Origin of the sequence: Parabacteroides sp. D25, assembly GCF_000307475.1 — a bacterium.
Classification (GTDB): domain Bacteria; phylum Bacteroidota; class Bacteroidia; order Bacteroidales; family Tannerellaceae; genus Parabacteroides; species Parabacteroides distasonis.
In genome coordinates this window covers 803,409-821,467 of record NZ_JH976500.1, presented here as the reverse complement: position 1 = coordinate 821,467, position 18,059 = coordinate 803,409, and the positions used below count along the sequence as shown (strand labels likewise).

Here is an 18,059-nt window from a genome sequence, read left to right as displayed (position 1 = left end):
CTTCTTTTTTATTGGTTAATACCGATCTCTTTAAGCCATTTCTGTACGTCAAAGCTGGGGCAGGCTTTCGCCGCCAGCTCATTGTGTCCTACAATCCGAACGTCGGGGAAACGGCGGTGGAAGTCCTTCACATAACGTTCGAGGGCTTTCTTCTGACAGGCGGTACGCGTGTCCTTCGGAGTCTTGCCGTCAGCGGCACACCCTCCGGCATACACGATATGCCGGGAAACGGAGTTATAACCCGCCGCACCGTTGGTGATTTCCCACGGGTCGACATTTGCGTCCTCGTTGTTATCCACAAGGCGTTCAACGCCTCCGTTCAGGTGGAACAGGTCGGTGTAGCCTACCTGTTTCCAGCCACGGCCGCCCTCGCTTACCGGGGCGGTGTGCCAACGGCGGATGTCCGCCGATGACACCTCACGGCCCTCCGCCGTGGCCGTGCAATGGATGACAAGGTATTTCAACCCGGCCATTACGCACCCCCTCCCTGCTTTTTGGCGGTCAGGGTGATTTTGGCCGTCTTACTACGATCGGCATCAAGGGTGAGGGTGATCGTGCCGGTCTTGTCGTTGCCGGTCGTGTTAGGCTCTGCAGTAACGGTCAGGTCCTCGTCCGTTTCCACCACCTTGAAACCTGCCGGAGCTGCGCTCGCTTTCCATTCACCGGAAGCCGTTACCGTAACCTTCTGCGTACCGCCGGTATTCTCGAACGTGAGGGTGGCCGGTTCTACGGAAATGGTTTTCTCTGCGGCCTTGAACACGGGGTTGGTACGGGTATCCAGCACGACAGCCTCCTCGCCGAAAGCGATGTTCGTGTCCGCCTTCATCAGCAATTTGAAGAAATACAACTCGCTGGCGTTGGATACCTTGTCGATCTGGATCACGTCCTCGTCATCCTGCAAGTTGACAGCGGCGAAGAAATTGCCGTCCGCGCCCATCGAGCAAAGGGTGGTCACGATCAGATCGTCCGGCCACGCGGAGAGCGTCTCGATGGTGATGCCCTTGTAACGCTTGCTGTTTACGTCCGTCTCGCTGGCGTTCTTGGCCTCCCGTTCGGTCAACTCATCGTCGTACTTGTCGAAATCGTTAACGCTCATGATAATGCGCAGGTTCGGATTGTTACGGATGGCCACGGGGATAGCCTTACGCACGGCCTTCAACTTCTCCAGCATGGTCGCCGGCTTACCCGATACGATGATAAGCTCGGTATCTTTCGTCATCTGTGTCAGGATACCGTTCATCAGATGGTCGTCGTCATCCCCATACGTGCCGTTGATAAAATGGTCGCCCAGCTCGAACTTCACCTGCTTGGTCAGCTCGGCCAGCAGGGCGTTCTGTCCTTCAGGGGGCAGTTCGGCGAACACGAGGTTGCCCTTGGGCTGCCACTTGCGCCAAATCTGCTCGAAGGCGCGGGGATTGAACACGGTAAAGGCCATGAAGTCCACCGGGTCAAGGGATTTCTCCGAATAGTTGAAATTCCCCTTGGAATCCTTAATGTCCGGGTGTTCCTTACGTTTCTGCAACATCTTGCCGCTTTTAAGACGCGGCAGGCTGATCTTTTTCTCCACACCGGGAATGACCATGATCAGCCCCTTCTCGACGATCTCGTTCCCCGTGGCGGCAAGCGTCAGGATCTGCTCCAGTACCTCGCCGTTGTAATTGGTGTTCTTTACTACTATTGCCATTGTTTATCGGTTTAGTTTGTTCTTGATTTCCGACATGCGCTTGTCCCACGGGCTTTCGCCTCCCACTTCCACGCGCAGGTCAGTGGTCACTCTCTTTTTCGGTTTCAGGCTCCGAAGGGCTTTCTCCCCGTTCTCGCGGTCAGAGCTAAGCAGGTTCTCATACACCGGACGCGTGGTCGCGTCGATACGGCCGTCGGCCTCGGCATCGTCCAGCAATTTTTTCCTTGCCGCCTCGTCCTCCTCCTTGGCCTTGTCCGTAAAAGCCTTGTTCTCTTTTTTCAACCTGTCCACCTCGGCTGTCAGGCCGGGAACCTTTCCCGCCTCCTCCTCGAGCGCGTCCATCACGCGGAACACGTCCGAGTCCGTCGCGCAATCCTTGAAGCGCGGACGTTTCTTTACTTCTTCTAAATTCATTTGGGTATCGTTTAATGGCTGTTCAAGCCGGTTGTTGAATATGCGGTAAACCTGTTCGGGCGTACTGTCCTCCGGTACGGGATCGGCATCATAGACCCCGTCGATAAAACCCAGCGCGAGGGCCTCGTCCGCCTTCAGCCAGTGGTCGGCGTCGTCAAAGTAACGCGCCCGGATTTCCTCCACGCTGGTGCCCAGTCTCGGGGCGTACATCTCGCAGAGGGTGTTTTCCAACGCCTCCACCTCTTCCAAACAGCGCCTGAGTTCCGTCTTGTTGCCGTAACACCCCCCCGAAACGCTGTGCAGCATCAGTCTCGCGTACTTGCTCATCTCGACGGGCTTTCCGCACAGGGCGATCACGCTGGCCATGCTGGCGGCGATGCCGTCCACATAAATATGGATATCCGCCTTGCTGCCGCGCAGGGCGTTGAAGATGGCAATACCCGTATAGACATCGCCACCGTTGCTGTTTATCCTGACATCGATCCTTTTTCCCGATGCCTCCGCCTCCATGAGCTCGCGAACTATGGCGGCCGCCGTGACATCGCTGTATTCGCCGATGTCACCGTACAAAAGGATGCAGCAGGCGTCCTCACCGGGTATCATATTAAAAAAACGGTTCATTTCTCTATATCGCTTAGGGCGGGTTCCCGCCGTGTTTACGGTGCAAAAATGAAGGTATTTAGGGGATCAGGCAAATCGGATTTTTATCATACACGGCTTATAATGTTATCATTACGCTATAAAGTTGTATCATGCGGCAAGTTTTTTCCCGAACGTCGTTTTTTAGCCACCTTTGTCTAAAAAAAGACACTATGGCGGATAAAATGACTACCGGACAGCGCAAGGAATGGGCGAAACTGCTCTTCGTAAAGGAAAACCTCACGCAGGCGGAAATCGCCGAGCGGGTGGGGGTATCGCGCGTCACCGTGAACAAATGGATCAACGCAGAAAACTGGGAACACCTGAAGGTATCGGTCACGATCACCAAGGAGGAACAACTAAAGAACCTGTACCGACAACTGGCCGAGCTCAACGGCAAGATCGCCCAGCGGGAACAGGGACAGCGGTTTCCCAACGCCGCGGAGGCGGATACCATCTCCAAGCTGGCGAACGCCATCAAGAAGATGGAAACGGAGGTCGGACTGGCGGATATCACGTCCGTGTTCGCCGACCTGCTCAAATGGTTGCGTACCTACGACGCGGAGCAGGCCAAACAGGTCTGCCCGCTGCTGGACGCTTTTGTCAAATCAAAACTCGCATAGGACATGGCAAAGAAAAGGCTTACACCACAGGACCGGATGGCATTGGAAGGGTGGAACGAACTGGTCGCTTCCATCCGGGAAAGCTCGGACATCAACCCGGCGGATTCCACCGCCGAGATCGAGGCCAGAAAAAAAGGGCTGGAGGTGGACGACGAGGCATGGTTCCGCTACTACTTCGCGCAGTATTACACCTGCAATCCCGCCGACTTCCACAAGAGGGCGACACGGCGTATGATGGCGCATGAAAGATGGTACGAGGTCAGGGCCTGGTCACGAGAGCTGGCCAAGTCCGCACGCGCCATGATGGAGATCATCAAGCTGGCGCTGACCCGCCGGGTGCGCAACGTGCTGCTCATCTCCAACTCGCAGGACAACGCCCAGCGTCTGCTCCTGCCCTTCATGGCCAATCTCGAGGAGAACCAGCGTATCATACAGGACTACGGAACGCAGAAAAAGCCGGGCGCGTGGGAAACAGGGGAATTTACCTGCCAGTCGGGATGTTCCTTCCGCGCCATCGGAGCCGGGCAGTCGCCCCGTGGTACACGTAACAAGAACTTCCGCCCGGACTGCATCCTGATTGACGATATAGACACCGACGAGGAATGCCGCAACCCGGAACGCATCAAGGCCAAATGGAAGTGGCTGGAAGAGGCACTGATACCGACCATGTCCGTATCCGGACATTACCGGGTGCTGTTCAACGGGAACATCATCGCGGCGGACTGCTGCATCACACGCGCCATCGAAAAGGCGGAGGAACTGAAGGCGAAGGGCATCGGGCATGTGGATATCATCAACATACGGGGTAAAAACGGCGTATCCTCATGGCCCGAGAAGAACTCGGAAGAGGACATCGACCTGTTCCTATCCCTGGTCAGCGCGTCCGCCGCCCAGAAGGAGTTTTTCAACAACCCGGTGGCCGACGGCGAGGTGTTCCAGGAGATCGCCTACGGGAAAGTGCCCGCCCTCTCCAAATTCAAGTTCCTCGTCATCTACGGCGACCCCTCACCGGGCGAGAACAAAAGCAAGAAGAGCTCCACAAAGGCGCTCTGCCTCCTGGGAAAAATCAGCGGGCGGTTATATGTCATCAAGGCATTTCTCGACCGGGGATTGAACGCGGAGTTCATCCAGTGGTACGTGCAGCTACTGGATTTCGTAGGCGGACGATGCCCCGTGTACTGTTACATGGAGAACAACAAATTGCAAGACCCCTTCTTCCAGCAGGTGTTCCAGCCACTGGTCAGAAAGGTGCGCCGCGAGCAGGGCGTGGAACTCTACATCAGAGGCGACGAGGACAAGAAAACAGACAAGGCCACCCGTATCGAAGCCAACCTCGAACCGCTCAACCGGGAAGGGAACCTCATTTTTAACGAGGCGGAACGGGACAATCCGCACATGAAGAGGATGGCCGACCAGTTCCGCCTGTTCAACCTCTCCCTGACCTACCCGGTAGACGGTCCGGACTGCGTGGAAGGCGGGAACCGTATCATAGACCGTAAACAGCGCGACATGGAACCGGCAAAGAAGATCGCCCGAAGCGTGTTGCGCAAAAATAACAAGTACAGACAATGAGCCAATTTATCGAACTGACAGATTATGACGCCAGCATCCACCGCGAGATACTGGACGCGTTAACACGCGAGGACGAGTCCATCGTGGAGATATGTGAGGACCGTGCCGTCACCGATATGCGGGGCTACCTGTCGCGAAGGTACGACTGCGACAAGCTGTTCTCGATGACAGGAGACGAACGCAACCAACTGGTGCTGATGATGGCCATCGACATCACGGTGTACCACATCTTCTGCATCCACAACCCACAGAAACTGTCCCAGACGCGCAAGGACCGCTACGAGCGGGCCGTAGAGTGGATGAAGGCAGTGGCGGCCGGGGACATCAGCATCGACGGCGCGCCGCTGCTACCGCAGGAAGAACGCCGGACACGCTCCGGCTTTATCATAAAAAGCAACCGTAAACGTTCAAACCATTTTTAAATCATGGGAAGAAGAAAGAAAAATACAGGGCGCATCACCGTAGGCGGGAACTTGCGCCGGCCGGGCATCACGGGCACGCAGACCATCGTACTCACGCAGCCCAGACGTTTCGGCATCGACATCGCCGACATGACGGCGGCCATCCGCGCTTTCGAGAACGTGGACTACTCACGCCGGTTCAAATTGTACGACCTGTACAGCGACATACTGATGGACACGCACCTGTCCAGCGTCATCGACAAAAGGGTCGAGGCCGTGCTGGCACTGGACATAGAGTTCCAGCGCGACGGGAAACCGGACGAGCGCATAAACGAGCAGTTGCAGTCGCCGTGGTTCCGGCGCTGCATCGAGGATATCCTTGCCGCCCGCTGGTGGGGATTCTCGCTCATGCAGTTCTACCGCGAAGGGCCGTGGATCAACTACGACCTGATCCCCCGAAAGCACGCCGACCCCGTGCGCCGCCTCATATTACGCCACCAGACGGACATCACGGGAACCCCGTGGGATGAATACCCCGACCTGCTCTTTGTCGGGGACAAGGACGATATGGGGCTATTGGCAAAGGCCGCGCCGTGGGTCATCTACAAGCGTAACGACATGGCCGACTGGGCGCAGTTCGCCGAAGTCTTCGGGATGCCCATACAGGAGTACACCTACGAGACAGACGACGACGAGGCACGCCAGCGCGCCATCGAGGACGCGACGGGTATCGGATCATTGGGCGTGTTCATTCATGGCAAGGACACGGAACTGAACCTCAGGGAAGCGGGAAACAAGAGCGGATCGGCGGACCTATACGACAAACTCTGCGAGCGTTGCAACAGCGAGATATCGAAACTGGTACTGGGCAACACGCTGACCACGGAAGCCTCCAAGACCGGGACACAAGCCCTGGGAACGGTACACAAGAAGGTGGAGGACAAAAAGCTGAAGTCGGATTGCCGTTTCCTGCTGAACGTGCTTAACTACGACATGACCGACATCTTCCAGAGGGTGGGTATCGATACGGCGGGCGGGAAGTTCTGTTTCCCCGAGCAGAAGGAAACGGACACAAAAACCGAAATGACTGTCCTCTCCACCCTGAAAAGGGACTTCAACCTGCCCATCGATGACGATTTTCTCTACGAAAAGTTCGGCATAGAGAAACCGAAGAACTACAAGCGGCTGAAAGCGGAAGCCGCCCAAAAGACACAAACACCGGCCTCGCCCGTTCCGCCAGAAGGCAAAAAAGAAAAGCCCGAGGAAAAGCCGGACAAAGAGGATGAAGCCCCCACGGGGAGACAGAAAAGGAACTTCATGGCGTGGCTAAAGAGTTTTTTCGACCACGCCCCGCACAAAGACGGGGCGGCTTTAAACTGGTAGTCGACACTCTTTACCGGGATGCCGCAGGCGAGGTATCCTCCGGTTTCACTTTTGACCGGGATGTACTGGAGGCGTTCGTGCGCCGCATCTACGAAAAGGACTTCCACCCCATGACGGACATCGAGCTTCAGATGTTCCGTGCCGTCTGGGATACGCTCGACATCGCCACCGACAAAGGGTTCGGAAAGCGTCCGGCAGATGATCCGGATCATGACTTCTACGAGGAACTGAAACGAAACAACGCCGTGTTCGCCGCCTTCAAGGTACACCGGATGCAGAACGACATGGTCGCACTGCTGCTCGATTCGAACGGCGTTTTAAAACCGTTCGAACGGTGGGCGAAAGAGGTCATGCCCATCGCGGACCATCAAATCTACCAGTGGCTGGAGACCGAATACGATACGGCGATAATCCGGGCACACCAGGCCGCCGACTGGCGACAGTTCGAACGCGAGAAGGACGTGCTGCCCAACCTGAAATGGATGCCGTCCACCTCACTGCATCCGGGAGCCGACCACCGCCGGTTCTGGGGAACGATACGGCCCATTGACGACCCGTTCTGGAATAACCACCGGCCGGGCGACCGATGGAACTGCAAGTGTTCCCTCTCATCCACGGACGAGGAGCCTACCCCCCTACCCGACTCCGATCCCGCCGACAAGCCGCAGGACGGGCTGGAGAACAATCCGGGCAAGGACGCCAGACTGTTCTCGGACAAGCATCCGTATGTAGTCAACGCCCATCCGGGAGCTGGGGAAGCGGTGGAAAAACTCATGGAAGAAATTGAAGACAAGGAACGGATGAGAAGGCAACGTGCGGAAATTAAGGAACAAGCAAGGTTCTTAACATCCCGGACGCTTCATAACAATGATTTTGGAAAGGATATCGTTGTCAGCATGGCAAGTATCAAGGAGTGGCTTAACCAGCCCCATAAATGGATTACGGAGAAAAACGCCTTGCTGCCGGTAATTGAAAATGTCATCGCGGAATCAAATTATATAGGATACGGGCCGGACAAACATGACCCGGACATTACAATGCACCTGTTCGAAATCACCATACACGGGGAGAAGAGCTGGGTTATCGTAAGAGAGCTGATCGATGGAAGTGTCAAATTGCACAGTGTGTCTGACAGCGATAACATTTTAAAATATTTATCCAACAAAAAAGGATAACCTGAAAGCAGCATCCTTGGAACTGCAATCCAAGGCCACGCTTTTTAAGCTATCCCTTCTGTGGCAAAAATACAAATTAATCTGCAATGTACAAACCTATGACATCATTTTTGTTCCTTGGAAAAAAGTTCCGTCATGCAGGCTTCATCAGGAAAGTGGATGGAAAGCTGGCGTTTGTCCCCTTGGCCGCGCAACTCGGTACGGCGGTCCTCAAACCGTGCCTGTATTTCCTTCATGACGAAAAGCCGGTGGTTCATGTACCACTGCCCTTTCCAGTTGCAGAAAGATTGGGGATAATTGCCTTTCAGACCATAGAAAGAGTGCATGGACTTTCCGAACGCCTTGCAGTATTCAGTACAACTTACCCACTGCTCGCCACCCAGACGGAACAGGCTACTGTCATTCACTATCAGTTCGCCCCGGGCTATACGGTCAAGGAAATCATCCACTTCCCATGCATATTCAGGACTGAGCCACTGGAAGAATCGTCTCGCCACTCGTGTATCTGTAGCCCATGTTCCTTGTTCGTATTCAGAGGTGTTTCCTTTACGAATAATAATAGGCTCAATTTGTGTTTCGAATATTTTCGATTCACTTTCTTGAGTGTTTCGAATATCTTCACCACACTTCATTCTCTTTCTTGCTACTTCGAGATACTCTTGTGCCGATTTGGTCTTCAACCAGTCGTCAGGTTTCTTACCGAATTGCTGTGCGATACGTGTAAGGTTAATCCAGCATTTGTCACCGTGACGCTCAAAGATCAGGTCTTTGCCGTCCACTCTTGCGAGTTCAATCAAATTCTTTTCGACAGTCATACTTCCAAAAGAATTGCGATAAAAGAAAAAGCCCCCGTAGGTGTGACTGTCACTACATACGATGGGGGTAGGGAGTCGCCGGTCCTTTCGTTCCGGCCACCATAGGGGCCATTCTTTGTATCTTGTTCAAAATAAAACTCGGAATCTTTATTTTGCCCGAAAATGATATGGGTAACAGTCGCCAATAAAAGTACTGGCAATTATTCAAACTACCAAATTATGGATATAAAAGATTTTTCAGCCTTGCTCAAGGCCAAGCAAAAGGAACTGGACACGCTCATGCGACGCGAGCTGCCCGTCAAGGTGGGACGCATGGCCAAAGACCATTACCAGGACAACTTCCGCAAGGGAGGCTTTGTCAATGGCGGCCTGCGGCGCTGGCCGGTGACAAAACGCCAGCGGTCCGGCTCCAAGTCTGCGGCGGCAGGTTACGGCCCGCTGCTCTCACGGCGCAACCATCTGTTCTCATCCGTCAAATATACGCCGGGAGACTACCGCGTCAGGGTGGCCAACGACGTGAAATACGCCCCGCCGCATAACTGGGGAGGCGAGACGCGTCCGACCGTGACACCCCGGATGCGGAAGTTCGCGTGGGCGATGTATTACAAGGCGGCAGGCATACGAAAAAAGGCCGCTAAGGGGAAAAGAAAGGGGAAAACAAGGCAAAGGGAACTGCCGCCGGAAGCCGGTATGTGGAAAGGGCTCGCCCTTACCCGGAAGAAAAAGCTGAAGGTAAAAATCCCCCAACGCCAGTTTATCGGTGAAAGCACGGAATTGAACAAACAAATCAGGCAAACCGTCGAAACGGAAATAAGGAACATTTTAAAATAAACAACATGGAGGAACTGTACATCGCAATCCTGAAAAGGATAGAAAATGAAATGCCGGAAATAGCCTACATCGACGAGGACTACGGCCAACTGGAAGGAATGGATTCGGAAAACGAGGATTTTTATCCGGTGACGTTTCCATGCGTACTGGTGGGAAATACCGAGGCGGACTGGAAAGACATCGGAATGGGGACGCAGGCGGGGGAAATAACATTGACCGTCCGGCTGGGCATCGACTGTTACCACGATACCCACATCGGAAGCGGAACGACCGAGCGTATCAAGGAGCGCATGGAAATGGCCGGGAAACTATACCGGACACTGCAAAACTTCCAGTTCTGCCGGAACATGGACGAACTGGTCAGAGTCAAAAGCCGGGATTATACCCTGCCCGGAAACATCAAGGTGTATGAATTTGTGTTCTCGTTCAGCTATCGCGATGAATCCGCGCTATTGGATAGCCGGCATCGTCCGTGAACAGGGAAAGCTGCTTGAAGGTTAAACGGGGCGCACGGACTTTGGGGACCGGGTGGATATCCGGATCGACCTTGCTGCGTTCACGGATAATGGCCATGATGCGCTCCTCCGACAAAAAGAACTCCTCGGAAAGGATCTTCAGGGCACGGTCGAAGCGGACGCTCTGCGCCTCCGTCCAATAATAGTAGCGGCGGCACAGGGCTTCATCCCGTTTTCTGATCAGCTGTTTATCTCGTCCTTTGGCCATAGAATCAATGTATTTAATACAAAAGTACAGCTTTATACCGTATTTCAAGGCGGCATCGGCCTTTAAGTTTGTTTGGAACAGACGGTTTTTAAGTTTGTTTAAATCAATCACCCCAAAAAACAAGCGGCGGGACAGCTTTTTGTACTTCCCGCCGCTTGATAATTATTATCCGGTTATTTCATCGATTCCAGCCGTTGCAATCGTTTCAAGTGGTAAACCACCGCCTCGAAAAACTCAAGGCTTCTCTTACTTTGCCGCTTTTTGACTCTGCTTCTCAATCTTGGGATTTGTTCCTTGATAAATTCCGCCATTCCTTCAGCATCTTTGACGCATTGTGCCACACTGGGAACCAGTCCTAAATCTTTCATGTTCATAATTCAATCCTCTATTATATCGTTGCTTTGCAATAAACGTTTCATGCTCCTGTCCCTTTCCGCTTTGCTGGGGTAATAATCGCCGTATCTTTTCCAGCTATGCGGATTGGCTTCACTTTTGAATTTTATGCATGGAGAAGGATAATCCATCCGGCGAAGTATGGTATAACCAGCCTTGCATAATTTGGCTTGATCTGTCGCATTCATATTCAACAGATATTAAAGCCTTCCGACTGTTCACAGAAATCTGCCAGCATTTCTATCTTATGTAAGAACTCTTCAGCCGGTGGTTCCGCTTTTTCCCCTAACATGGATTTGATCTTGATTTGTGCCTGTTCCGACAGCTGGTCCCATTCTTCCTTCAACCCCCTTTTTACAGAGACATACCCCCTAAAGAGCCTCGCCATGATACAGGCTTCTTCTTTTGTGACCTCAAATCCGTCATTGCTTACCGGACTGCCATCTTTCCGGGAACCGTCATAAATATATTTTCCCGGAGAAAATGTGTGGTCCCCATAGCCGAACAGGTAGCAAGCACCGGTTTCGTTCAGTATGACGGGCCATGTAAATATCATTCCGCTTTTACAATCGACCCCCTTTTTCTTTGGTATTAAATCATAACCCATAATTATTCTGTTTCCTCCTGTTTTTGTAGTGTTAAACCCAAAGCGGCCATTGCCATTCCCAATTCCATTTCCTTTTTTTGTTCTCCCGCAAGTTCCGTGGGGAAAAGAATTGGTTCTGCAACCATTTTCTGCCAGACTTCATCCGACAGGTTTATATTAGCTAAAAAACACGCTGTCTGAACTACGTTCTTATCCAATTCCATTACTATTCTTACTTTTTCTTCCATGACTGATTATTTTTAATCGTTTTCTGGCACGTAAGCCGATACATAAGTTGTTACCTCACACGATACGATCACACGCCCGGAACCTTTACACTGCGGGCAGGTCGCACCCTCTTTCGTCCCCTTGCCCTCGCAGACCTTGCAGACCACGATATGCGGTGGGATCGTCTTTTCACGTTTGGGAGCCGGGGATTCCGTCTTGGCGGGTTCCGCCGGTTTTCTTCTGAATTTGTTTAAAATGTTGCTCATATTCATTTCGATTATCTGTTCTTACCTGTTTCATCCGGCTGCCAGGCGATAGTTACGACCGCCTTCAGACGTTTATTCCCTTTACACACGGGGCAATCCTGTTTGATGCGCTCCCCGTAATCATCCACTCCCCAGAACCAGCCGTTGCCGTGGCAATAACTACAGGGGAAGCCGCCGAACTCGACCCGTTCGACAGGACACTCTTTCGGGAAGAGCGGCGGCTGGATCAATAGCGCGTGTTGTTGCTTGCTCATGCCTCCGTCATTCCTAATGGTATCGCTATCCATGCCCCGTTGTCGTTCTTGACCTCGGCCCGGATGAACTGTTTGCTGATGGCCGGCTGGTAGGCCTCCTCGATGATCTGCACGCCTTCCATGAAACGCTCGTCTTCCGATTCCTCGGCTATCTTGCGAAGCTGGACGATACGGCTTGCCTTCAGCGTTCCTTGCGCGTTACGGGCCAACAGGCGGAGTACCATTTTTACGAGTGCCTTCGTTTTCTTGTTGTCGGCAAGCCCCTCGATATACTCCTTCACGATGGCGATACCGTCCTCCACCGTGTCGCGGTAGCCGTCGGTCTCATAATACCCTACGGTGATACGCTTGTCACCCGCGGAATTGGTAAAGGTGTCTGTACGTTGGCCGTCTTTTTTCAACTTCAATACTTCCGCCTTCATATTGATGACGCTGCGAAAGTCGTTCAATATCGCCAATTTCGTTTCCTTGATCCCCTGGCTGAGGTCATGGAGCAATGGGATCGCCCCCTCGATGGTTTCGTCCACCAATTCCTTATAGGCCTCGCGATCACGTTTGGCCTGTTCCTTGGCTTTCCTCGCGGCCTGTTCTTCTTTGAACGCCTCAAACTGTTTCAGTTCTTCGTCCGTCATTTCAACGGCTTTTCTTTCTTCTGTCATAGCTTTAATTAATTTAGTTGTGAATAATCCGTGTTCTTTTCCCTGTCTTTCCTTTGGATGATCCGGAGTTTGATGGCCACCGTATCCAGTTCCTCGGTCGTCAGCCGGGAGAACCTTTTGCCCGCGATCCGGGGATTCTGGCAGTAGGCGTCCACCCGGTTCCAGTCGGTCGTGTCAATGCCCCGCTTTTGCATCAACCTCAGCACCGTGGAGCGTTTCTGCCGTAGCTGCTCACGGTAGATTTCCCGCACCTTGTAATTCTCATCCATACGCTGCATGTCCTCGCACATGGCATCGTACTCGTTAACGGTCATTTCCCGGAGCGATTCGGTTCGTCCTCCGGTGTATTGACTGACCAGCGAGGCTTTCAACTCGCCCTTATCCTCCGTGGGCAGACGGTTCAAGAGGATATAAAAACGTGCGTAGTTCCTGCTCATTCGAAATCCTCCTCTTTAAATCCGTACTCGGTCATCAGCGCCGTATGCGATAAATCCGACAGGCGGTCTGATACTTCACTGTAAATGAATGATTGGTCGCCGGGGGAAAAGGCCGTTGCTCTTTCCACCGCGTCGTTTACGATTGCTTCTATCACTTCATCCATGATCCTGTTATTTATGTTGTTCGACTTCCTTTATCGCCACCTTGCAACGGGTGGCGTTCACGATTTTATTAGCCAGTTCCAGTTCCTCGACCTCGACAACTATCAGACCGGCGGTCTTGGCACGCCGTATCCGGATGTCGCAGGGGTATTCGCCTTCGTTCCAGAGCAAGATCACATGGGCGGCGTATTGCGGCTCCATACCTAACTGGTAAACCTTTTTCTTATTCATGGCCCACCGCTTTTATCCCATTGTCACTCCAATACTCCTCGGCCAGCCTCGGGTAGGCGACATACTCGCCGGTCTCACCGATAAACCGTCCCTTGCTGAAAGCCTTTCCTCCCTCGACCCATATTTTCAGCGTGGCATCATACATCACGCTTTCGGCCGCGTCACCTTTCGGGTTCTTGCCTTTGGCATGGCTGATGAAGATGAACAGCTTGCCGGGGAAAGCCTCTTTCAGCGCGATGTAGTCACGGTAACTCATGCGGGTGTACTGGAAACTGTCAACCACCACGATGTTATAACTCTTGTGGCGACGTAAGCGGGCTTTTAACGCTTCCATGTCCTCCTGTATGAAAGCCAGCCGGCGGCTTACTTCCGACATGCCGTGCATCTTCAGGTTGTTCTGTACCGTCAGGCACGCGCCCTCTTCCAGGCTGTTGTAAACCACACGGTCATACTTGCAAAGCTCCTTGCACAGTTGCATGACGAACGACGTCTTACCGTTACCGCTGTTTCCCCAGATAAACCACACGCCGACACGCTCCGGTGTTCCGAACGCCTCCTTCCATTTTCCCTCGAAGGGGAAAGTATTATATTTTTTGTCCAGTATATCCCGGACGCTCAATGCTCGTTTCATATCTTTTGAACGGTGTTTGAATGTTATTAAAACGCTGTTTTACTCACCCATCCGTTTGGCTCGGTGGATTGCCTTCTTCACGCGGCGAAGGTCGAAGTCGCACGGCTCGGCATCCCGGATCACCTCCTCGATCTTCTTCTTGTCCTGCACGCCGTTGGCCACGCAGATGGAGTAGACATCGCCGGCGGTCGTTTCCTCCAGTTCGAAGTATTTACGCCCCATGCGGCTGAAAAACTCCTTATATCCGGGTTTCTGATGGCGCAAACCGAGGCTGATGCGCTTCTTGATGTAGTCGGTGGAAAGGAAAACGATTCCGCTTTTATCCTCCAGCTTGTTGTACATGCTAATGAAGTAATGGAACACCGGCTCGGTCAGCTTGTCCGCCTCGTCGAAGATCAAAAGCGGAGCGTCCATCTGTATCACGTCGTCCAGGATCAGGCCCCAGATCTCACGGATATTGTGCCCGTCCGTCTTGATCCCGACCTTTTGGGCGATCTCACGCACGAAGTCACCCTTCTTCATGTCCTCGGAGCAAAGGATGTAGAAAACCTCCTTGTGCTCTTCCGTGTAAAGGCGCGCCGTCGTCGTCTTTCCGCATCCGGCCTCGCCGACCACCCACGTCACGTTGCGCCAGCGCTGGGCGTCATCCAGCACATAGCTTATTTCCTGATAGGCGGACGTTTCCACGATCTGCCAGCCGGTTTCGGCCTTTCCGCCGCCTACCTGCGAGGCGATCTTGCGGAACATATCGTCCGAGATATTCTCATACTTGCCGTTCATGATACTGCTGATCGTCCCGACACTGGTGTTCTTTAAGCTGCCCGCTGCCTTGTTCTGGCTCGGGTATTTGGCGACGTATATCCGGAGTGCCTCGCGGATAGCGTCCTTTTCTTTGGTACTTAATGGCTCCATTTCAATTATTTTTATCGTTATTGTTTTCTATTTATAATTTACCTGCCACCTTGCGGGTATCCACAATCTTGTTTTCCGTCAGCTGATCCCAGGTAAGGAGGCTGGCTTTCTTGGTGCTCCTACCCAGCCGGATTTCTTCCGGGTCGCAGCTGTACCGTCCGGTCCTGCGGTCGATTTCACGCTGCACCTCTTTGGTCACGCCTTTCAGTTTCGGGGTACTCAGTCCTTTCTGTTCGGGAGCCACGCCGTAAGCCCATTCTATTTCTTTGGCTATCACCTGGCGTTCGATACGGTCGCGGATATTCGCCTCCTGTTCCTGCCGGATAAATTCGGCCTCACCTTCCGCTTGGTCCTGAATGGCACGGTGAATAACCATGTAAGGTTCCGCCACCCGTTCGAACCGGAGCTGCCCGGCATTGTCCCTCCAATACAGGCGGATACTCCGGAGGTCGTTCGGGTCGTACTTGACATGGAACTTGCGGTACGTGTTTTTCCGCCGCCACTCATGGTCAGGCTCTCCGGGGACTGCAAATACCTCGTAGGTCTTTTTCAGCTTGCCGATGGTTATCTGTATGCCTTGATCGGTGAAAGTGGCCGGGCGTTTTGTCCAGATCCAGAAGATGTCCACCATGTCGTGCACCGTTACCACGTCGGTTTCCTCGTTCACGCTTTTTTCGTACATCTCAATGCGGGGAATCCCGGTCGCCGGGTGCTTGGCCTCGTTCCAAGCCTTGCGTGCTTCAGCGTAGTGGGCTTTCAGTTCGTCCAGGGTGAAAAGCTGGTCGTCGTTTTCGTCAACAAACTCAAGGTTCGGACGGCTTTCGGCTCTCACCGCCGTGATGTTCATACCGGTAAACCGCCAGTCCTTATGCAGTTCCTGCTGCTGGAACCGGCTGAATATGTTTTCAATCGTCTTGGATTGCCCGCTGTACGGGGCTGTCGGACGGTGGATATGGCATATCCTGTCGAAAAAGCCTTCCTTTTCGTCCCCTTCCTTCCGGTTCAGTTTCTTGTGTCCGCCCTGGTTGTCGTGCACAATCTCGAAAGGCTTGTGCCCGCTCACCTGGATGGCCATGCGGTAGGCGTTGTATTGCGCCTCGAAATTCTCGTGATCGCTGATATAGTAACCCAGAAGAACCTCGCTGTACGCATCGACCACTTCGTACACCATCGTGGTGCGTACCTTTCCGTCCTCGTCCCTGTAATACAAGTTCAGTTTCGTACCGTCGCCGTACCAGAGGGTGTCGCGCCGGTCGGGTAGTTTCGTCTTGTGCTTCCTGCCGTAACGCTGGTGGGCGGCCATTTCGCCGAATACAGCGTCATACCAAAGCTGCTCAATTTCCGGACGTTCGAACCATTGCACCATGCTCCGCTTGCTTTTGAGCGGTTTCCAGTCCTTTTCCAGCGCGATGCGGTTTATTTCATCAAATATTTGCGCATAGTTATAGACTGGGACCCGGCTCCGGCGCAGGGCGATCAGTTGGCGGCCCATCTCCGGGGTAATCTTGACGGTGCTTTTATTGCCGACCTTTCCGGAAATAAGGGAAGCATAACTTTCCTTTTTGTACCGGCTGATTTTCTCTTTCAGCCGGGCGAGGTTTTCCGGCAGGGTGTGGTGGTATATCTCGCGCAGGTTCTCGCTGGTGGCTGCCACATTTTCCCATACGGTGCTCAGGCTGTTGCCGTACATCTTGCGATCTCGCATCTTTATCTCCAAATCAATGACAAGCGCGTTAAGGACCGAGGCGTTCAGCGTGTATTCCGCTTTCAGCTTGTCGCTAAGGCTGGTTTCCACGCCGTTCATTTCATAGCGATGATCCTCGAAAAATGTACGGGCTTTGTCGTCTATCTTTACCCTGTCTATCATACGCTGTTGTTTTAATAATTCTGTCGGATCGCCGTATTTCGCAACGAAACGGATCTTGTATTTTTCACGGAGCGAGGAATAGATTATCAATGCGTAGGAACCTTCGCCACCGCCACGATGAGCAGTTCGGATGTTGCCTCTTGCGATATTACTTTTCAAAGTGTTATACTTTATAACAGGATCATCGCCGGAGGTAAGCTCCTCGTAGGTTACACATAGTTCGTTTTCAAAATATTCCATCACTCGGTTATTTTGTTTACATTTGCAGAAAAATGTTAGTTATGGATAGAATTGAAGATCCTATAACAGAGAAATTGAGAAAAGAACCCGGAACGGCAACCTATACATTCTATCGAATATTTATTGGAGATCGTGCCGGCATAGCTGAAACAGACGCGAAAGAACTTGTCCAAAGCATTAAGTCTTTCGGTGGAAGTGTTGGCATTAAAAATTTCTCTGAAGTTTATCTCCATGATAATGAAAGTATGGCATCATTATATTCTACGTTCCAAATACATCACACGCAAGATGCTGTCCTCGTTAAGGTGGCATCGCTTTTCGCGTTCGCAGCATCGCATAAACTCTGTCTCGCTAACCAAACATTTGTGCCCAAATAACTCTTTTAAAGGCGGGCGCACAATTCTATGAAATTCAGGATTGGTGCTTGAACATGCCATGTGTCTGCCTTTTTTCATCGCCCTGCAGCAGGCGTCATATACTTTCTTTGTTGCCATAATTTAATCCTCCTCTAATTTATTTGTCGGCACTCGTTTTAACAGCCGTGCGGAATTGCCGAAGTTCAGCACGACCAGCATAACCAGCCATAAGGGATTTTCTTCTGCCATTCCAAGTAGCAGGGTGAAGCTGAAAAGAAAATACCCAGCATAAAACTTTTGTTTTGCGGTGAGCGACTTCCACCACGCCAGCTCACTCTTGAACAACTCCTGCCATATCGTTCCCATGGTTCATATCGTTTATCGGTTCGTCACCCACTTCAACTCCGCCACGCATCAAAGCCATTTTCCGGATCGCCTGCGCCAGCCGGGTGTTCTTCCGGTATGCCAGGCTGTATGATACCATTTCCGGCGTGCAATTCATCAGCAAAGCGATCCGCTTTACCTCTCCATATTCTACTATGATTCGTCTCTTCATTTCTATATCTATCTTAATCTG

At 52.5% G+C, this 18,059-nt stretch carries 28 protein-coding genes; 8 read left to right on the top strand and 20 right to left on the bottom strand.

All coding sequences use genetic code 11. From position 1 onward, the window contains the following. Positions 1 to 8: 8 nt before the first annotated feature. The 3 genes from HMPREF0999_RS03335 to HMPREF0999_RS03325 are packed head-to-tail and all read right to left on the bottom strand — an operon-like array spanning position 9 to position 2,719. Positions 9 to 473: an N-acetylmuramoyl-L-alanine amidase gene (locus HMPREF0999_RS03335; RefSeq protein ID WP_009275169.1), complete on the bottom strand. Its 465-nt coding sequence runs from the start codon at positions 471 to 473 to the stop codon at positions 9 to 11. Beyond that, the gene (locus HMPREF0999_RS03330) at positions 473 to 1,684 is read right to left on the bottom strand and encodes a BACON domain-containing protein (protein WP_009275168.1); all 1,212 of its coding nucleotides are present in this window, start codon (positions 1,682 to 1,684) and stop codon (positions 473 to 475) included. Before HMPREF0999_RS03330 ends, HMPREF0999_RS03335 begins: the two co-directional genes overlap by 1 nt. Before the next feature lie 3 nt (positions 1,685 to 1,687). Further along, positions 1,688 to 2,719, bottom strand: a complete 1,032-nt coding sequence (locus HMPREF0999_RS03325; protein ID WP_009275167.1) for a head maturation protease, ClpP-related — start codon at positions 2,717 to 2,719, stop codon at positions 1,688 to 1,690. Between the two features lie 191 nt (positions 2,720 to 2,910). Here HMPREF0999_RS03325 and HMPREF0999_RS03320 point away from each other — a divergent pair, with 191 nt between their 5' ends. Genes HMPREF0999_RS03320 through HMPREF0999_RS22620 form a run of 5 tightly spaced genes read left to right on the top strand, consistent with a single transcriptional unit; the run spans position 2,911 to position 7,891 of the window. Beyond that, the gene (locus HMPREF0999_RS03320; protein ID WP_005647416.1) at positions 2,911 to 3,360 is read left to right on the top strand and encodes a helix-turn-helix domain-containing protein; all 450 of its coding nucleotides are present in this window, start codon (positions 2,911 to 2,913) and stop codon (positions 3,358 to 3,360) included. 3 nt (positions 3,361 to 3,363) lie between these two features. Beyond that, on the top strand, positions 3,364 to 4,932 hold the full coding sequence (locus tag HMPREF0999_RS03315) for a hypothetical protein (RefSeq protein WP_009275166.1): 1,569 nt from the start codon (positions 3,364 to 3,366) through the stop codon (positions 4,930 to 4,932). Continuing rightward, a complete protein-coding gene (locus HMPREF0999_RS03310; RefSeq protein ID WP_009275165.1) occupies positions 4,929 to 5,354 on the top strand; it encodes a phage protein Gp36 family protein in 426 nt (141 codons plus the stop codon). The genes HMPREF0999_RS03315 and HMPREF0999_RS03310 overlap by 4 nt, the downstream gene beginning before the upstream one ends. A 3-nt stretch (positions 5,355 to 5,357) precedes the next feature. Then, positions 5,358 to 6,716: a DUF935 family protein gene (locus HMPREF0999_RS03305; RefSeq protein ID WP_009275164.1), complete on the top strand. Its 1,359-nt coding sequence runs from the start codon at positions 5,358 to 5,360 to the stop codon at positions 6,714 to 6,716. After that, positions 6,656 to 7,891 (top strand): phage minor head protein, encoded by a 1,236-nt coding sequence (locus HMPREF0999_RS22620; protein WP_009275163.1) that lies wholly within the window; start codon positions 6,656 to 6,658, stop codon positions 7,889 to 7,891. The genes HMPREF0999_RS03305 and HMPREF0999_RS22620 overlap by 61 nt, the downstream gene beginning before the upstream one ends. 104 nt (positions 7,892 to 7,995) lie before the next feature. Here HMPREF0999_RS22620 and HMPREF0999_RS03295 read toward each other — a convergent pair whose 3' ends face one another. Beyond that, on the bottom strand, positions 7,996 to 8,706 hold the full coding sequence (locus HMPREF0999_RS03295) for a KilA-N domain-containing protein (protein WP_009275162.1): 711 nt from the start codon (positions 8,704 to 8,706) through the stop codon (positions 7,996 to 7,998). Between the two features lie 219 nt (positions 8,707 to 8,925). On the opposite strand from HMPREF0999_RS03295, the gene HMPREF0999_RS03290 reads away from it, so the two are divergent. Both HMPREF0999_RS03290 and HMPREF0999_RS03285 read left to right on the top strand, forming a co-directional pair. After that, positions 8,926 to 9,537 carry a hypothetical protein gene (locus HMPREF0999_RS03290; RefSeq protein ID WP_009275161.1) on the top strand — a complete coding sequence of 204 codons (612 nt, stop codon included), beginning with the start codon at positions 8,926 to 8,928 and terminating at the stop codon, positions 9,535 to 9,537. A gap of 5 nt (positions 9,538 to 9,542) precedes the next feature. Next, entirely contained in the window at positions 9,543 to 10,013 is a 471-nt protein-coding gene (locus tag HMPREF0999_RS03285) for a hypothetical protein (protein WP_009275160.1), read from the top strand. On the opposite strand, the gene HMPREF0999_RS03280 is transcribed toward HMPREF0999_RS03285, so the two are convergent. The 14 genes from HMPREF0999_RS03280 to HMPREF0999_RS03220 form a co-directional block, all read right to left on the bottom strand. After that, on the bottom strand, positions 9,964 to 10,260 hold the full coding sequence (locus HMPREF0999_RS03280) for a hypothetical protein (RefSeq protein ID WP_009275159.1): 297 nt from the start codon (positions 10,258 to 10,260) through the stop codon (positions 9,964 to 9,966). The two genes, HMPREF0999_RS03285 and HMPREF0999_RS03280, sit on opposite strands and share 50 nt — an antisense overlap. Before the next feature lie 173 nt (positions 10,261 to 10,433). Continuing rightward, positions 10,434 to 10,634 (bottom strand): hypothetical protein, encoded by a 201-nt coding sequence (locus HMPREF0999_RS03275; protein WP_009275158.1) that lies wholly within the window; start codon positions 10,632 to 10,634, stop codon positions 10,434 to 10,436. 3 nt (positions 10,635 to 10,637) lie between these two features. Then, entirely contained in the window at positions 10,638 to 10,841 is a 204-nt protein-coding gene (locus HMPREF0999_RS03270; protein ID WP_005647439.1) for a hypothetical protein, read from the bottom strand. A 2-nt stretch (positions 10,842 to 10,843) separates the two neighbouring features. Beyond that, positions 10,844 to 11,209 carry a hypothetical protein gene (locus tag HMPREF0999_RS03265; protein ID WP_229032827.1) on the bottom strand — a complete coding sequence of 122 codons (366 nt, stop codon included), beginning with the start codon at positions 11,207 to 11,209 and terminating at the stop codon, positions 10,844 to 10,846. Between the two features lie 53 nt (positions 11,210 to 11,262). Continuing rightward, complete coding sequence (locus HMPREF0999_RS03260; RefSeq protein WP_009275156.1) at positions 11,263 to 11,487, bottom strand: hypothetical protein; 225 nt, start codon at positions 11,485 to 11,487, stop codon at positions 11,263 to 11,265. 12 nt (positions 11,488 to 11,499) lie between these two features. Then, positions 11,500 to 11,733, bottom strand: coding sequence for a hypothetical protein (locus tag HMPREF0999_RS03255; RefSeq protein WP_009275155.1), 234 nt, complete (start codon positions 11,731 to 11,733; stop codon positions 11,500 to 11,502). A gap of 11 nt (positions 11,734 to 11,744) precedes the next feature. Continuing rightward, positions 11,745 to 11,987, bottom strand: a complete 243-nt coding sequence (locus HMPREF0999_RS03250; RefSeq protein ID WP_009275154.1) for a hypothetical protein — start codon at positions 11,985 to 11,987, stop codon at positions 11,745 to 11,747. Next, positions 11,984 to 12,646: a DUF3164 family protein gene (locus HMPREF0999_RS03245; protein ID WP_009275153.1), complete on the bottom strand. Its 663-nt coding sequence runs from the start codon at positions 12,644 to 12,646 to the stop codon at positions 11,984 to 11,986. The genes HMPREF0999_RS03250 and HMPREF0999_RS03245 overlap by 4 nt, the downstream gene beginning before the upstream one ends. Before the next feature lie 8 nt (positions 12,647 to 12,654). Continuing rightward, entirely contained in the window at positions 12,655 to 13,083 is a 429-nt protein-coding gene (locus tag HMPREF0999_RS03240) for a hypothetical protein (RefSeq protein ID WP_009275152.1), read from the bottom strand. Beyond that, the gene (locus HMPREF0999_RS22615; protein WP_005647455.1) at positions 13,080 to 13,247 is read right to left on the bottom strand and encodes a hypothetical protein; all 168 of its coding nucleotides are present in this window, start codon (positions 13,245 to 13,247) and stop codon (positions 13,080 to 13,082) included. The genes HMPREF0999_RS03240 and HMPREF0999_RS22615 overlap by 4 nt, the downstream gene beginning before the upstream one ends. A 7-nt stretch (positions 13,248 to 13,254) precedes the next feature. Then, entirely contained in the window at positions 13,255 to 13,476 is a 222-nt protein-coding gene (locus tag HMPREF0999_RS03235) for a hypothetical protein (protein WP_009275151.1), read from the bottom strand. After that, positions 13,469 to 14,107, bottom strand: coding sequence for a hypothetical protein (locus tag HMPREF0999_RS03230; RefSeq protein WP_009275150.1), 639 nt, complete (start codon positions 14,105 to 14,107; stop codon positions 13,469 to 13,471). The genes HMPREF0999_RS03235 and HMPREF0999_RS03230 overlap by 8 nt, the downstream gene beginning before the upstream one ends. Positions 14,108 to 14,146: 39 nt before the next feature. After that, positions 14,147 to 15,019, bottom strand: a complete 873-nt coding sequence (locus HMPREF0999_RS03225) for an AAA family ATPase (protein WP_009275149.1) — start codon at positions 15,017 to 15,019, stop codon at positions 14,147 to 14,149. A gap of 31 nt (positions 15,020 to 15,050) precedes the next feature. Beyond that, positions 15,051 to 17,126: a hypothetical protein gene (locus HMPREF0999_RS03220; RefSeq protein WP_009275148.1), complete on the bottom strand. Its 2,076-nt coding sequence runs from the start codon at positions 17,124 to 17,126 to the stop codon at positions 15,051 to 15,053. 41 nt (positions 17,127 to 17,167) lie between these two features. Here HMPREF0999_RS03220 and HMPREF0999_RS03215 point away from each other — a divergent pair, with 41 nt between their 5' ends. Then, the gene (locus HMPREF0999_RS03215; protein ID WP_009275147.1) at positions 17,168 to 17,503 is read left to right on the top strand and encodes a hypothetical protein; all 336 of its coding nucleotides are present in this window, start codon (positions 17,168 to 17,170) and stop codon (positions 17,501 to 17,503) included. 120 nt (positions 17,504 to 17,623) lie between these two features. On the opposite strand, the gene HMPREF0999_RS03210 is transcribed toward HMPREF0999_RS03215, so the two are convergent. Together HMPREF0999_RS03210 and HMPREF0999_RS03205 are read right to left on the bottom strand one after the other, a co-directional pair. After that, positions 17,624 to 17,848, bottom strand: coding sequence for a hypothetical protein (locus HMPREF0999_RS03210; protein ID WP_009275146.1), 225 nt, complete (start codon positions 17,846 to 17,848; stop codon positions 17,624 to 17,626). Then, a complete protein-coding gene (locus HMPREF0999_RS03205) occupies positions 17,814 to 18,038 on the bottom strand; it encodes a hypothetical protein (RefSeq protein ID WP_009275145.1) in 225 nt (74 codons plus the stop codon). Before HMPREF0999_RS03205 ends, HMPREF0999_RS03210 begins: the two co-directional genes overlap by 35 nt. Positions 18,039 to 18,059: the final 21 nt, after the last annotated feature.